The organism is Enterobacter cloacae complex sp. P17RS, assembly GCF_014895885.1.
Classification (GTDB): Bacteria; Pseudomonadota; Gammaproteobacteria; order Enterobacterales; family Enterobacteriaceae; genus Enterobacter; species Enterobacter bugandensis.
The window spans coordinates 257,634-271,735 of the sequence record NZ_JADBQK010000006.1; the positions used below are offsets into that span (position 1 = coordinate 257,634).

General features: G+C 58.9%; 12 protein-coding genes. 7 read left to right on the forward strand and 5 right to left on the reverse strand.

Annotated elements, in window-relative coordinates; all coding sequences use genetic code 11:
* Positions 1-231 precede the first annotated feature (231 nt).
* From IM265_RS06795 to xynR, 3 genes are all read left to right on the forward strand, one after another.
* Positions 232-594, forward strand: a complete 363-nt coding sequence (locus IM265_RS06795; protein ID WP_063450856.1) for a hypothetical protein — start codon at positions 232-234, stop codon at positions 592-594.
* Between the two features lies 1 nt (position 595).
* Positions 596-1,048: a DUF3828 domain-containing protein gene (locus IM265_RS06800; RefSeq protein WP_096947262.1), complete on the forward strand. Its 453-nt coding sequence runs from the start codon at positions 596-598 to the stop codon at positions 1,046-1,048.
* A gap of 193 nt (positions 1,049-1,241) precedes the next feature.
* Positions 1,242-2,003, forward strand: coding sequence for a DNA-binding transcriptional repressor XynR (gene xynR, locus IM265_RS06805; RefSeq protein WP_047367014.1), 762 nt, complete (start codon positions 1,242-1,244; stop codon positions 2,001-2,003).
* Here xynR and IM265_RS06810 read toward each other — a convergent pair.
* The 5 genes from IM265_RS06810 to IM265_RS06830 all read right to left on the reverse strand — a co-directional run bounded on the left by IM265_RS06810 (position 1,988) and on the right by IM265_RS06830 (position 8,758).
* Positions 1,988-3,598 (reverse strand): glycoside hydrolase family 43 protein, encoded by a 1,611-nt coding sequence (locus tag IM265_RS06810; protein WP_193030123.1) that lies wholly within the window; start codon positions 3,596-3,598, stop codon positions 1,988-1,990. The genes xynR and IM265_RS06810 overlap by 16 nt on opposite strands.
* Before the next feature lie 11 nt (positions 3,599-3,609).
* Entirely contained in the window at positions 3,610-4,992 is a 1,383-nt protein-coding gene (locus IM265_RS06815; protein ID WP_028015325.1) for an MFS transporter, read from the reverse strand.
* A 226-nt stretch (positions 4,993-5,218) separates the two neighbouring features.
* A complete protein-coding gene (yagF, locus tag IM265_RS06820) occupies positions 5,219-7,186 on the reverse strand; it encodes a xylonate dehydratase YagF (RefSeq protein ID WP_193030121.1) in 1,968 nt (655 codons plus the stop codon).
* 14 nt (positions 7,187-7,200) lie between these two features.
* Positions 7,201-8,109, reverse strand: coding sequence for a 2-keto-3-deoxygluconate aldolase (gene yagE, locus IM265_RS06825; RefSeq protein WP_047367011.1), 909 nt, complete (start codon positions 8,107-8,109; stop codon positions 7,201-7,203).
* Positions 8,110-8,305: 196 nt separating this feature from the next.
* Positions 8,306-8,758, reverse strand: coding sequence for a YhcH/YjgK/YiaL family protein (locus IM265_RS06830; RefSeq protein WP_193030119.1), 453 nt, complete (start codon positions 8,756-8,758; stop codon positions 8,306-8,308).
* Positions 8,759-9,433: 675 nt separating this feature from the next.
* Here IM265_RS06830 and arcA point away from each other — a divergent pair.
* The 4 genes from arcA to IM265_RS06850 are packed head-to-tail and all read left to right on the forward strand — an operon-like array spanning position 9,434 to position 14,056.
* Positions 9,434-10,654 (forward strand): arginine deiminase, encoded by a 1,221-nt coding sequence (gene arcA / locus IM265_RS06835; RefSeq protein ID WP_008501384.1) that lies wholly within the window; start codon positions 9,434-9,436, stop codon positions 10,652-10,654.
* 9 nt (positions 10,655-10,663) lie between these two features.
* Positions 10,664-11,575: a carbamate kinase gene (gene arcC, locus IM265_RS06840; RefSeq protein WP_193030117.1), complete on the forward strand. Its 912-nt coding sequence runs from the start codon at positions 10,664-10,666 to the stop codon at positions 11,573-11,575.
* Between the two features lie 25 nt (positions 11,576-11,600).
* Positions 11,601-12,605: an ornithine carbamoyltransferase gene (gene argF, locus IM265_RS06845; protein ID WP_003863360.1), complete on the forward strand. Its 1,005-nt coding sequence runs from the start codon at positions 11,601-11,603 to the stop codon at positions 12,603-12,605.
* Between the two features lie 47 nt (positions 12,606-12,652).
* Positions 12,653-14,056 (forward strand): YfcC family protein, encoded by a 1,404-nt coding sequence (locus IM265_RS06850; protein WP_045259604.1) that lies wholly within the window; start codon positions 12,653-12,655, stop codon positions 14,054-14,056.
* Positions 14,057-14,102 lie beyond the last annotated feature (46 nt).

Here is a 14,102-nt window from a genome sequence, read left to right on the forward strand (position 1 = left end):
GGGAGAGGGAGAAAACACTAAAAACGACAACAGCGTTATCGTCAGACAGAAAAATTCGTTTTACTGCCGCTTTCTCAGCCAGGCATTAACCATAATAAGTATTTATGTTTTTATTAAGCATTATTTATTGAGTAGATAATGGTTAATATCAGGTCATTATCAATTACAAAACACCGTATATTATCGGCGTAATATTTCCTTATTGCTGCATTTCGTTAATAAGGATTATTTATGTCATGGAATAAGCATGAAGCTGTGTCGTATGCCCGCAGCCACGCACATCATAAAAGTACCGGTTACTGCGCCCGCGCCGTTGATGCAGCTATCCGCGCCGGAGGACTGAAGATTGATGGCGCTGATGCAAAAAACTTCTGGCGTTCTCTTGAGAAGGCGGGATTCAGTAAAGTGTATGGCACCCCTATTGAGGGTGATGTTGCAGTCATTGACGCATTACCTGGAGCGCATCAGAACGGGCATGCTTGTATCTACGACGGATCGGGTACCTGGTATTCAGACTTTAAACAGAATAGCCTTTATCCCGGCCAGACATATCGGAAGATACAGCCCAAAATCACCCTTTACAGGCACTATTGATATGAAAAATATCTTACTGCTTCTCTTCATTTTCTCTTTTTCTGCAATGGCTGGCCATTCTGATCCGATTGAGCGTGCTGTAAAATTTAACAGCTGGTACGTAAATCAAATCAACAAAGACGTATTTCCCATCACTGATGGAAACGAAATAGATAAATATGTCACAGCATCAACAATGAAAAAACTCCGACACGCGCAGGATCCTCGCTATGCAGACGAAGACTTTTACGAGGCTGATATTTTTTTAAAAGCGCAATACGTCGGCGATGACTGGCCGCAGAATGTAACAGCCATAGCCGGGGATACCGATCCAGTCTGTGTCAACGTATACATTGCATTCGGTAAAAAGCAGGACCACGTAGTCATAGACTGCATGGTTAAAGAAAACAACTTATGGAAGGTGCAGTCGGTTTCTGCTGTTGAATTTTCAAGAAACCTGACTATACCGAACTGAGCCAAACAACGTACTGACATGATATTAGATCGGTGCGATCTTCCTGCCGGGTGACACAGCGCTTACCCTGCCTACAAAACCCGTAGGCCCGTGCAAGCGAAGCGCCGCTGGGCAAACCGGCTCCCCTTCATTGATTTTTCACCCCGAAAAAGGTACGTTTTCGCCTTCATTCCAGCGTGGACACGCCAGCATTATGCCGATTATTCAGTCTGTTGAACGTGCGTTGCAGATCCTCGACCTGTTCAACGAGCAGGCCACCGAGCTTAAGATCACCGACATCAGCAAACTGATGGGGTTGAGCAAGAGCACCCTCCACTCGCTGCTGAAAACCCTGCAGCTTCACGGCTATATCGATCAGAACCCGGAGAACGGAAAATATCGCCTCGGCATGAAGCTGGTCGAGCGCGGCCATTTTGTCGTGGGCTCCATCGATATTCGGCAGAAGGCGAAAGGCTGGCTGACAGAGCTGTCACAGCGGACCGGACAGACCACCCATCTGGGGATCCTGGACGGGCGTGAAGGGGTCTATATCGAGAAGATTGAAGGCAAGCTCGCCGCCATCGCCTATTCGCGCATCGGCCGCCGCCTGCCGGTTCACGCCACCGCCATCGGCAAGGTGTTGATTGCCTGGCTGGGCGAGGCCGAGCTGAACGCCCTGCTGGAGGGCTATCACTACACCACCTTTACTCCCGCGACCCTCGCCTCCCGCGAAGCGTTAATGACCGCCCTGGCGCAGACCCGCGAGCAGGGCTATGCCCTGGACAGCGAAGAGAACGAGCAGGGCGTGCGCTGCGTGGCGGTGCCGGTGTGGAACCACGAATCCCGCGTGATTGCCGCCCTGAGCCTGTCGACGCTCACCTCCCGCGTGGACGACGCCGAGCTGGCCCGCTTCCGCGAGGAGCTTCAGCAGGCCGGGCTCGAGCTCTCACGCGCGCTGGGCTATACCGGCTCGTAGGTGAAGTAGTCGAAGTCCGCATGACAGCCGTCACCGCTGATGTCCTCGCAGTGCAGTCCCACAAACGCGCCGGTAAAGAAGCCGCGCCCTCCGATGTAATCGTCTGACAGCTTCCACGCCTCATACGTGACCGGCACGGCGTGCCACGTCTCGCCGTCGAAGGAGTAGCTGTAGCGGTAGACCAGCGTATCCACGTCCACCCGCAGCCAGACGCTCTCCGCATGTTCCGGCACCGAAATGGGCTGCTCGTGCAGCGGCCACGACGGCACGTTGTGGTCGAGCTGAATCACCTTGATGGTCCTCCCCTGCCCCTCCTCGAAATCCACAAAGCAGTAGCTCCAGTTTTTGCTGTTGTAGTAGCAGGTCAGCCCCGCGCTCTGCTGGAAGTGAACCGGCGAGAACTGCATCCGCGTCTCGGCCCGGAAGGTGAAGTGCTGCCAGCGGCGCGCCACGGTCGACTGGGTGAAGGTCGAGTTGAGCGAGTCGTTGCCGTAGAGCCGTAAGTAGCCCGGGCGCGCGGTGAGCGAGCCGAGGGTGTCATCGAACGGAATGCGCAGGGTCTGTAGCTGCGGGTCAAGCGTACTGCCATCGAAGTCATCCCGCCAGTTACTCTGAGCGGCTGCGGGCTGTTCCACCACCTGCGGGCCTTTCACCGTCAGCTGCGCGTGCTTGCCGCCTTCCACGTACGGCCAGCCGTCGCGCCACTCAATGCGGGCGATGCCGGTCTCGCGCCCCAGCGGGCAGTAGCCGCGCCCGCCGGAGGCCAGCAGCGGCACGCCGGGCAGACGCAGCGGGCGGCTGGTGAGGTAGGCCATGTACCACTCTCCGGTGTGGGTCTGCAGCAGCGAGCCGTGGCCGCTCTTTTGCAGCGGGTTCTCCGGCAGGTGCCAGCTGGTCATCATCGTCACGTCCGGGTGCAGCTCGTAGGGCCCGTCGATATTTTTGGAACGCAGCACCACGACGGCGTGCTCGTAGCTGGTGCCGCCCTCGGCAACCATCAGGTAGTAACAACCCGCGTGGTGATAAAGATGCGCCCCTTCGGTGTAGCAAAGTGGCGTGCCGGTAAACAGCGTTTTGCGCTCGGGCGAGAGCGTGCCGGTCTGCGGGTCAAACTCCTGCATCACAATGGTGTTGTGCGGGTTGCTGTGGTGGCGCGGCCCCCACGGACGGTAGAGGTAGTATTTGCGGCCATCGTCGTCGTGGAACAGGGACGGATCGAACCCACCGTTGCCCATCGGGATCGGCTCGCTCCACGGCCCCTCAATCGACGGCGCGGTGACGAGGAAGTTGCGGCCATTTTTCCACGGCGAGTCGACAATCTTCACGTCGGTATAGAGCAGCCAGAACTTGCCGTCGGCGTAGCTCAGGCAAGGCGCCCAGATGCCGCCGGAGTCCGGATTGCCCTTCATGTCCAGCATCGACACGCGGTCCAGCGGCGTGCTGACCAGCGACCAGTTTTTCAGGTCGCGGGAGTGGTAGATGCGCACGCCCGGGAACCACTCAAAGGTCGAGGTGGCGATGTAGTAGTCCTCGCCCTGACGGCAGAGAGACGGGTCCGGGTTGAAGCCGGTCAGGATCGGGTTAGTAATTTCCATGTTGCCTCCGGTTAATGGGATGCGGCTGTCGCGGCGTCGGGTACGGCCTCGCCCTGCGCCGCGCGGTGTTTGATCAGCTGCTGGCTGATGGCCTCCACGCGGTCGTCGGTGAGCTTGTAGAACGACAGCATGATGAACATGCCCGCGTAGAGCACCACCGGCACCACGCAGAACAGAATTTTGATGGTGGTGAGCACCTCAACCGGCTGCACGCTGCTGCTGGCGGAGTAGTTCACCCAGGCCAGGATCCAACCCACCACCGCCCCGCCAATCGCCAGGCCAATCTTCAGGCTGAACAGATAGGTGGAGAACACCAGCCCGTCGAGGCGACGCCCGCTGCGGCTCTCCTCGTAATCCACCACGTCGGAGGCCATCAGCCACTGTAGCGGCGTGGTGGTGTTAAAGACGAACAGGAACAGGATGTTGAGGGCGAAAATCAGGGCAATATGCTCTGCTGGCGTAAAGAAAATCAGCAGGCTGATGAGCGAGTAGGCGACGATGATCCACTTGAAGGCGGTGACGCGGTCGAAGCGGCCCAGCAGTCGGGACGAGCAGAGCGAGCCGAACATGGTGGCGAGGCTGCCGTAGAGTAAAAACTGGGTCGCCATCTCCGGGTGATCCATCACGTATTTCACGAAGTAGAGCGTCGCCCCGCCGCGCACCACGTTGGAGCAGGTCGCCATCATCTTGAACGCGCACATGATGCGCCACTGGCCGTTGCCGAGCAGCAGCCTGAGATCTTTCGCCACCGACGAGCCCGGCTGCACCTCAAAGGTGTAGCGCTCTTTGGTGGTAAAGAAGCAGACGTAGAGCAGCACCACGCCGGTCAGCCCGAGCACGCACATGGCGCCGAAATAGCCCACCTGCTCGTCCCCCTTGCCGATGATGCTGACCAGCGGCAGCGCGATGCCGCTGATGGCGAGCGAGCCCGCCGCGGCGAGGAAGAAGCGCCAGGACTGCAGGGCGTGACGCTCTTTGGGGTCGGCGGTGATGACGCCGGGCATGGCGCAGTAGGGCACGTTAACGAAGGTGTAGACCAGGGTCAGGAGAATGTAGGTCGCGCAGGCGTAGATGATTTTGCCCTGCGCGGAGAAGTCCGGCGTGTAGAAGGTCAGCATGCAGACGATGCCAAACGGGATGGCGCCCCACAGCAGGAACGGGCGGAACTGGCCGTGCCGCGTGCGGGTGCGGTCTACCAGCAGCCCCATCAGCGGGTCGGTCACGGCGTCGAGCACGCGGGAGACTAAAAACAGCGTGCCCATAATGCCCGCAGAGAGACCAAACACGTCGGTGTAGAAATAGGCCAGCAGGAACATCGTGGCCTGCCAGACAAAGCCGCAGGCGGTGTCACCCAGCCCGTAGCCAATTTTGTCTTTCATGGTTAATTGCGTCATCAGAATTACACCCTTTGGTAGTGTGCTGAATTACAACATCGTGTTAATGGAGTGTAATGAGCTGTTCAATTAACCAGCAATGGTCATATCTTATTTCTGAATTACGTTATTTTGCTTTTGTGACGCCAGCGATATATCGCAACGTATTGTTTAAATTAATAAATTACAGATGCGTAAAAGCCGCCCACGGAATATATTCCGTAGACGACAATCGCGTGAAAAATAATTAAATGCCGAGCGCTTTTTTACCGGCGTTAATTACCTCAATAATTTTATCGGTGTCATAAATACAGCCTTTCCAGGTGCCGCCGCTTACGGACTGCAATGCCGCCCACAGCCGGGTATCGTCCGGCAAAAAGTCGTGGGCGTGCAGGTCCGGGTGCGTCTGCCGCCGAGCCAGCTCGCGCGCGCCCTCCTCCGGCGTCAGCGGGTTGTCCGCCGTGCCGATAAAGTTCACGCTGCCCGTGAGGGTCAGTCGGTCCACGGCAATCTCGATGATGTCGTTGTCGCGCAGCTTGCCAATCGGTCCGCCCGCCAGCGCCTCCGGCGACACGTGCCCGAAGCAGGCGCCCGTCGACACGCCCGAGAAGCGCGCATCGGTGATTAACGACACCGTCTTGCCCCACGAGATATGCTTCAGCGCGGAGGTGAGCTGGTAGGTCTCTTCCATACCGGTGCCGGACGGCCCGCCGCCGATCACCACCATGATATCCCCCTGCGCAATCTCTTCCCGCTTGATGGCCTTGATCGCCTGCGCTTCCGAGACAAACACCCGCACCCGGCCAGTGTGGCGGTAAACGCCATCGTCATCCACCACCGACGGGTCGATCGCCGTGGCCTTGATCACCGAACCTTCCGGCGCGATGTTGCCCGTCGGGAAGCAGACCGTCGAGGTCAGCCCTTTCGCTTTGGCTTTCTCCGGCGGCAGGATCACGTCATCCGGCTCCACGCCGTCCTGCTCGCGCAGGCACTGGCGGAAGCGCTTACGGCGCTCGGACGTCTGCCACCAGTCGAGGTTCTCGCCTACCGTCTGGCCGGTGACGGTCATGGCGTCCAGGTGCAGCAGGCCGAGATCGCGCAGGTGGAGCATCACCTCCGGCACGCCGCCCGCGAGGAACGCGCGCACGGTCGGGTGATAGTCCGGGCCGTTGGGCAGCACGCTCACCAGGCGCGGCACCCTGCGGTTGACGCGCGTCCAGTGCTCTACGTCCGGAATAGTGCAGCCCGCCGCGTGGGCAATGGCCGGGATGTGCAGCAGTAAGTTCGTTGAACCGCCGAACGCCGCGTGGATCACCATGGCGTTTTCGATGGCTTTATCGGTGAGGATATCGCGCGTGGTGATGCCGCGGTTATCCAGCTCGCTCACCGCCCGCGCCGACTGGCGGGCAATCTCCAGCCACACCGCCTGCCCGGACGGCGCCAGCGCGGAGTGCGGCAGCGCCAGCCCCAGCGCTTCCGCCACCACCTGCGAGGTGCCCGCCGTGCCGAGGAACTGGCAGCCGCCGCCCGGCGACGCGCAGGCGCGACAGCCGAGCTCGGCGGCCTCCTGCAAGGAGAGCTCGTGGTTGGCAAAGCGCGCGCCGATGGTCTGCACCTTGCCCGCATCTTCCCCCACGGTCGGCGGCAGCGTCGCCCCGCCCGGCACCAGAATGGTCGGCAGGTCGTGCATGGAGGCCAGCGCGATCATGGTGGCGGGTAGCCCTTTATCGCAGGTGGCCACGCCGATCACCGCCCGGCGCGTGGGCAGAGAGCGGATCAGACGGCGAAACACGATCGCCGCGTCGTTACGATACGGCAGGGAGTCGAACATGCCGTGCGTGCCCTGCGAGCGCCCGTCGCACGGATCGCTGACGAAGGCCGCAAACGGGATCCCGCCGTTGCGGGTGATCTCCTTCGCCGCCGCCTGCATCTGCATGCCGATTTCCCAGTGCCCGGTGTGGTAGCCCAGCGCAACCGGGCGTCCATCTCCGGCGCGAATACCGCCCTGGGTGCCGATGATCAGCACCTCTTTGCCGGTCAGCTTGTTGGCGTCCCAGCCCATCCCGGCGTTCTGCGTCATGCCGAACAGGTTGCCGCTGGGGGATTCCATCAGCATCTGCGGGGTCAGCGGCAGCGCGCCCTGCGGCCCCGCCGCGTGGGTGATCACCGCATAAAACGCATCGTCCTGTGGGGTGAAAATTTTCTCAATGGTCATCGTTATCGTCCGGCTCAGCAGAGCTTGAGCTGTTGCAGCAGGGTTTTCAGCTGCGCCTTACGCGGCTCGTCCAGCGGCGTGGCGGGCGGCAGCACGTGCGTGGAGACAGGACGACCACAAAGCACGATCGCCTCTTTAATGACGTTCACAAACGGCGTATCCAGCTGATACATCTGCGGGATTTGCAGCAGGGTCTGATGATACTCAGCCGCTTTCGCCACGTCTTTATCCCGCCAGGCTTTCAGAAGATTCACCGACACCTGCGGGGCAAAGTTGCCGCTGGCCGAAATCGCCCCGTCGCCGCCGAGCAGCAGGGTATTAAACAGATGATCGTCGTAGCCGCACAGCACGGTGAAGTGCGGATGAGCGGCTTTAACGGTGAGGATCATGCTGCGCAGGTGGGCGACGGAGTCGATGGTGTCTTTGATGCCGATAATATTGCTGCGCGAATCGGCAAGGGTTTTCACCAGCGCCGGAGTCAGATCCTGCCCGGTCAGCGCCGGGAAGTTATAGAGCATCACCGGCAGGGTGACGCTGTCGGCTACCTGCTCGAAATAGCGGATCAGGTTTGCTTCCGACACCTTCCAGTAGTAGGGGTTGATCACCACGATGCCGTCCGCGCCCGCCTGCTGCGCGTGCTGGCTGAGTTCAATGGTTTCCCGGGCGTTGGTGCCGCCGGTGCCGATCAGGACCGGCACCCGACGATCGACATGATCGATAGCAAAGCGGGCAATGGTCTTACGCTCTTCGGCGCTGAGCTGGGAGAACTCGCCGCCGCTGCCCAGGAAGAACAGGCCGTCAACGCCTGCTTTGATGAGATCGTCGATCAGCGCGGCGGTGCCCTGCTCATCAAGCTGGCCGTCGGCGGTAAAAATGGTGGAGACAGGGGGAATGATTCCCGTGAACAACGCGGACTGCGGCATGAGATCTCCTTGTTGAATCATTTTGTTCTACATTATAGAACAGCGTTCATTAATTTAACGATCATACTATGACGCAGAAAAAGGGGAGGTAAATGGGAGATGAGGAGGGAGTGCGGGAAGTTTAAGCTGGATCACATTATGCGTGGGTGCAGTCTGGTGCCCTCTCCCACAGGGAGAGGGTTAGGGTGAGGGGAAATTACTCCACCAGCATTTTAACAACCACTTTTCTGACCTTAGCAGGCTCCCCCACCGCGCACAGCGGCTTATGCACTTCACTCGGCCAGAACACCACAAAATCCCCTTCGCTCAGCACCACGGTTTTCTCCTGCTCGCCTTCCGGCAGGAACGCGATGTCTTTATCCGCCAGCCAGTCGGTGTCCGGCGTGCCGTGCGGCAGGGTGCTGAACGTCATCCCTTCCTGGCCCTTCAGCACAATCTGGATATCCAGATAGCGCGCGTGGTACTCGGCGCGGCGCTCGGCGAACGGCTGGGTCATGTCTTCTGACACCAGATAAAACAGGCTGTTGCCGTTGATGTCATGCTTGCCGAGCGGCGTGGCGTCGGTGACGTGGGCTTTAACGTGCTCAATGGCCTGGCGCAGCGCGTCAGGCAGCCAGGACTGCAGATGGTGGATGTTGCCGATAATCATGGGAAACCTCTCGATGTAAAACAACGTTTCATTTTTGTCTTTTATACGAGAGTTAAGCCTGCCATACCAGCCCTTTTTCGACGAGGCTTGCGCGAGCGCATGTTTATTGGGAAAGGTGTTAACCCGCTGTTAATCCTGCCCAGGCAATTATGCAGCGGTTATGCATAACCTCATTTCGCGCACACTAAGGCTCTCAAATAACCCACTGAAATAAAGAGCTTAATAACAAAACCCGCTGCCGTATCACATTTTACGACTTTGATAATTTCCGTTATAAGCCCATAATTATTTATGGATTTTCCTTAAGTCAAAAATAGTTAATTGTCATTATTGCATAGCCATTCTTTCCATTTCATTTAATCGTTTAAAATCAAATTGATAACTAATAATTACAAAATGTGTAATTCTACAAAATAATAACAACCTCAAATAATGCCACCGGATCCTGCTTAGCTATTCAACTCCCAATAATATGAAATTAATCATTATCTGATGCGAATCATGCAAATGAAAACAAACTCGTTAATATCCATTTTCGCGTGAGCAATATCACATTACGGATTATTTAACTGCCTACTATAAATCACGAAATCAATTGAGCTTAGCCGCCATGTAATTAAACACACCACATGGCGCATGCCCTTTTTATTCTGAAAAACAGTTAAAGGAATAATTATGGAAAAGCATTACGTCGGTTCTGAAATTGGTCAATTGCGTAGCGTTATGCTGCACCGCCCTAATTTAAGTCTGAAGCGGTTAACGCCCTCAAACTGTCAGGAGCTGTTATTTGATGATGTACTGTCGGTTGAACGGGCGGGTGAGGAGCATGACATCTTTGCAAACACGTTGCGCGAGCAGGGTGTGGAAGTCCTGCTGTTGACCGACCTGCTCACGCAAACCCTTGATATCGCAGAAGCGAAAGCCTGGCTTCTTGAAACACAAATTTCCGACTATCGCCTCGGGCCAACCTTTGCCGGCGACGTGCGCGGCTGGCTGGCGGATATGCCGCACCGCGAACTGGCGCGGCGATTAAGCGGGGGATTAACCTACGGCGAAATTCCGGCAGCCATTAAAAATATGGTAGTGGATACCCACACGGCGAATGATTTTATTATGAAGCCGCTGCCGAACCATTTATTTACCCGCGATACCTCCTGCTGGATTTATAACGGCGTGTCCATTAACCCGATGGCGAAACCCGCCCGCCAGCGTGAAACCAATAATCTGCGCGCGATATATCGCTGGCATCCGGCATTTGCCGACGGCGATTTTATTAAGTATTTCGGCGACGAGAATATTAATTACGACCATGCCACCTTAGAAGGCGGCGACGTACTGGTGATTGGCCGCGGGGCGGTATTGATCGGCATGTCCGAGCGCACAACGCCGCAGGGCGTGGAGTTCCTCGCCAACAGCCTGTTTAAACACCGTCAGGCCGAACGCGTGATTGCCGTTGAGCTGCCCAAACATCGCTCCTGCATGCACCTCGACACGGTGATGACCCACATCGACGTGGACACTTTCTCCGTCTATCCGGAAGTGGTGCGCAAAGACGCCCAGTGCTGGACGCTCACGCCGGACGGACGCGGCGGCCTGCTGCGCACGCAGGAAACCGACCTGCTGCACGCCATTGAGAAAGCCCTCGGCATTAACCAGGTCCGCCTGATCACCACCGGCGGCGACGCCTTTGAAGCCGAACGCGAGCAGTGGAACGACGCCAACAACGTTCTGACCATCCGCCCGGGCGTAGTGATCGGCTACGAGCGCAACGTCTGGACCAACGAGAAGTACGACAAAGCGGGCATCACCGTGCTGCCGATCCCCGGCGACGAACTGGGACGCGGTCGCGGCGGCGCGCGCTGCATGAGCTGCCCACTGGAACGCGACGGAATTTAAGGAGCCATCATGGAACGAAAACCCACTCTGGTTGTGGCCTTGGGCGGCAACGCGCTGCTCAAGCGCGGCGAGCCGCTGGAAGCGGATATCCAGCGCCAGAACATCGAGCAGGCCGCCCGCATCATCGCCGGATTAACAGAACAGTGGCGCGTGGTGCTGGTGCACGGCAACGGGCCGCAGGTCGGGCTGCTGGCGCTGCAGAACAGCGCCTACGACAAAGTGACGCCCTACCCGCTGGACGTTCTCGGCGCGGAAAGCCAGGGGATGATCGGCTACATGCTCCAGCAGGCGCTGAAAAACAGCCTGCCACAGCGCGAGGTGAGCGTCCTGCTCACCCAGGTGGAAGTGGACGCCGCCGACCCGGCGTTCAGCAACCCGACCAAGTACATCGGTCCGGTGTACAGCGAAGCGCAGGCGAAAGCGCTGGCCGCAGAAAAAGGCTGGACGTTCAGGGCAGACGGCGCCTATTTCCGCCGCGTGGTGCCCTCTCCGCAGCCGAAGCGCATCGTGGAGAGCGATGCCATTACGGCGCTGATCCAGCGTGACCACCTGGTGATCTGCAACGGCGGCGGCGGCGTGCCGGTAGTGGAGAACGCCAACGGCTATCGCGGCGTTGAGGCGGTGATCGACAAAGACCTCTCCGCCGCCCTGCTGGCGCGCCAGATCGAGGCCGACGCCCTGCTGATCCTCACCGATGCCGACGCGGTGTACCTCGACTGGGGCAAGCCGACCCAGCGCCCGCTGGCGCAGGTGACGCCGGAATTGCTTAAAGACATGCCGTTCGACGCCGGATCGATGGGGCCGAAAGTGGCCGCCTGCCGCGAATTTGTTGAGGCCTGCAACGGCATTGCCGGGATCGGCGCGCTGGCCGACGGCGCGGAGATCCTGGCGGGCGAGAAAGGCACGCTGATTCGTAACTGAACTCTCATTTAAAAAGGATTTACCCATGACCATCAACCTGAAAAACCGCAACTTCCTCAAACTGCTGGACTACACCCCGGCGGAAATTCAGTACCTGATCGACCTCGCCATCGAGCTCAAGGCGGCCAAAAAGGCCGGGCGCGAAAAGCAGACCCTGGTCGGGAAAAACATCGCCCTGATCTTTGAAAAAACCTCCACCCGCACCCGCTGCGCCTTCGAAGTGGGCGCGTTTGACCAGGGCGCGCAGGTCACCTACCTCGGCCCAAGCGGGTCGCAGATCGGCCATAAAGAGTCGATGAAAGACACCGCCCGCGTGCTGGGCCGCATGTATGACGGCATCGAGTACCGTGGCTACGGCCAGGCCATCGTCGAGGAGCTGGGCGAGTACGCGGGTGTGCCGGTGTGGAACGGCCTGACCGACGAGTTCCACCCAACCCAAATCCTCGCCGACCTGATGACCATGCTGGAGCACTCCCCGGGCAAAACGCTGCCGGAGCTGAGCTTTGCCTACCTGGGCGATGCGCGTAACAACATGGGCAACTCCCTGATGGTCGGCGCGGCCAAGATGGGGATGGATATCCGCCTTGTGGCACCGAAATCCTTCTGGCCGGAAGCCGGGCTGGTTGAGCAGTGCCGCGCCATCGCCAAAGAAACGGGCGCGCGCATCACCCTCACCGACGATGTGGAAGAAGGTGTGCAGGGCACCGATTTCCTCTACACCGACGTGTGGGTCTCCATGGGCGAGCCGAAGGAGGCGTGGGCCGAGCGCGTCAGCCTGATGAAGCCGTATCAAATCAACGCGGACGTGATGAAGGCCACCGGCAACCCGAACGTCAAGTTCATGCACTGCCTGCCCGCGTTCCACAACGAGCACACTAAAGTGGGCCGCGAGATCGAGATGGCGTACGGCCTGAAGGGGCTGGAGGTGACGGAAGAGGTCTTTGAATCACCGAACTCCATCGTCTTTGACGAAGCAGAAAACCGCATGCACACCATTAAGGCGGTCATGGTGGCGACACTCGGCGACTAATCACCACCCGGCGCGCCGCGGGGTGCGCCGGGATTCAGGAGAACATCATGGGCAAGTTCAAGTTTCCCTCCGCTTACACCATTCTCTTTTTTCTGATTGCCGTGGTTGCCGTGCTGACGTGGATTGTTCCGGCCGGGCAGTACCATATGGCGATGAACGAGGCGCTCGGCAAAGAGGTGCCGGTTGCCGGCACCTATGCGCACGTGGCATCGCATCCGCAGGGGCTGGTGTCGGTGCTGATGGCCCCGATTGCCGGGCTGTACGATCCGGAGTCCGGCCAGGCCGGGGCGATCGACGTTGCGTTGTTTATCCTGATCATCGGGGGATTTCTCGGGATCGTCACCAAAACCGGAGCGATTGACGCCGGGATCGAGCGCGTCACCACTAAGCTGCGCGGGCGCGAAGAGTGGATGATCCCGATCCTGATGGCGCTGTTTGCCGCAGGCGGCACGATTTACGGCATGGCCGAAGAGTCGCTGCCCTTCTATACCTTACTGGTGCCGGTGATGCTGGCGGCGCGGTTCGATCCGGTGGTTGCCGCGTCCACCGTACTGCTCGGGGCGGGGATCGGCACGCTCGGGTCCACCATTAACCCGTTCGCGACGGTGATCGCCGCCAACGCCGCCGGGATCCCCTTCACCAATGGGATCATGCTACGCATCGCGCTGCTGGTCATCGGCTGGATCATCTGCGTGGCGTGGGTGATGCGCTATGCCCGTAAGGTGCGCAAAGATCCGTCGCTGTCGATCGTGGCGGATAAACAGGAGGAGAACCTCGCCCACTTCCTCGGCAACAAGGGCGAGCAGTCGCTGGAATTTACCCCGGTGCGCAAACTCATCCTGGTGATTTTCGCCCTCGCTTTCGCGGTGATGATCTACGGCGTGGCGGTGCTGGGCTGGTGGATGGCGGAGATCTCGGCGGTGTTCCTCGCCAGCGCCATTATCGTTGGGCTTATTGCCCGCATGAGCGAAGAGGAGCTGACGTCGACGTTTATCAACGGCGCGCGAGATTTGCTGGGCGTCGCGCTGATTATCGGCATCGCGCGCGGTATCGTAGTGATTATGGATAAGGGCATGATTACCCACACCATTTTGCACAGCGCCGAGGGGATGGTCACCGGATTGTCGACGGTGGCGTTCATTAACGTGATGTACTGGCTGGAGGTGGTGCTGTCGTTTCTTGTGCCTTCTTCGTCCGGCCTGGCCGTTCTGACGATGCCGATCATGGCGCCCCTTGCCGATTTCGCTAACGTCAACCGCGACCTGGTGGTTACGGCTTACCAGTCGGCGTCCGGCATCGTTAACCTTATCACCCCCACCTCTGCCGTCGTGATGGGCGGGCTGGCTATCGCCCGCGTGCCCTACGTGCGTTATCTGAAATGGGTCGCGCCGCTGCTGGGGATTTTGACGGTGGTGATTATGGTGGCGTTAAGCCTGGGCGCGTTGTTGTGATTTGCCGGATGGCGCTGCGCTCATCCGGCCTACGGATCGGTGCGGT

Coding starts and splice junctions, on each gene's coding strand:
- IM265_RS06795 (WP_063450856.1), top strand. CDS start 232: ATGTCATGGAATAAGCATGAAGCTGTGTCGTATGCCCGCAGCCACGCA.
- IM265_RS06800 (WP_096947262.1), top strand. CDS start 596: ATGAAAAATATCTTACTGCTTCTCTTCATTTTCTCTTTTTCTGCAATG.
- xynR (WP_047367014.1), top strand. CDS start 1,242: ATGCCGATTATTCAGTCTGTTGAACGTGCGTTGCAGATCCTCGACCTG.
- IM265_RS06810 (WP_193030123.1), bottom strand. CDS start 3,598: ATGGAAATTACTAACCCGATCCTGACCGGCTTCAACCCGGACCCGTCT.
- IM265_RS06815 (WP_028015325.1), bottom strand. CDS start 4,992: ATGACGCAATTAACCATGAAAGACAAAATTGGCTACGGGCTGGGTGAC.
- yagF (WP_193030121.1), bottom strand. CDS start 7,186: ATGACCATTGAGAAAATTTTCACCCCACAGGACGATGCGTTTTATGCG.
- yagE (WP_047367011.1), bottom strand. CDS start 8,109: ATGCCGCAGTCCGCGTTGTTCACGGGAATCATTCCCCCTGTCTCCACC.
- IM265_RS06830 (WP_193030119.1), bottom strand. CDS start 8,758: ATGATTATCGGCAACATCCACCATCTGCAGTCCTGGCTGCCTGACGCG.
- arcA (WP_008501384.1), top strand. CDS start 9,434: ATGGAAAAGCATTACGTCGGTTCTGAAATTGGTCAATTGCGTAGCGTT.
- arcC (WP_193030117.1), top strand. CDS start 10,664: ATGGAACGAAAACCCACTCTGGTTGTGGCCTTGGGCGGCAACGCGCTG.
- argF (WP_003863360.1), top strand. CDS start 11,601: ATGACCATCAACCTGAAAAACCGCAACTTCCTCAAACTGCTGGACTAC.
- IM265_RS06850 (WP_045259604.1), top strand. CDS start 12,653: ATGGGCAAGTTCAAGTTTCCCTCCGCTTACACCATTCTCTTTTTTCTG.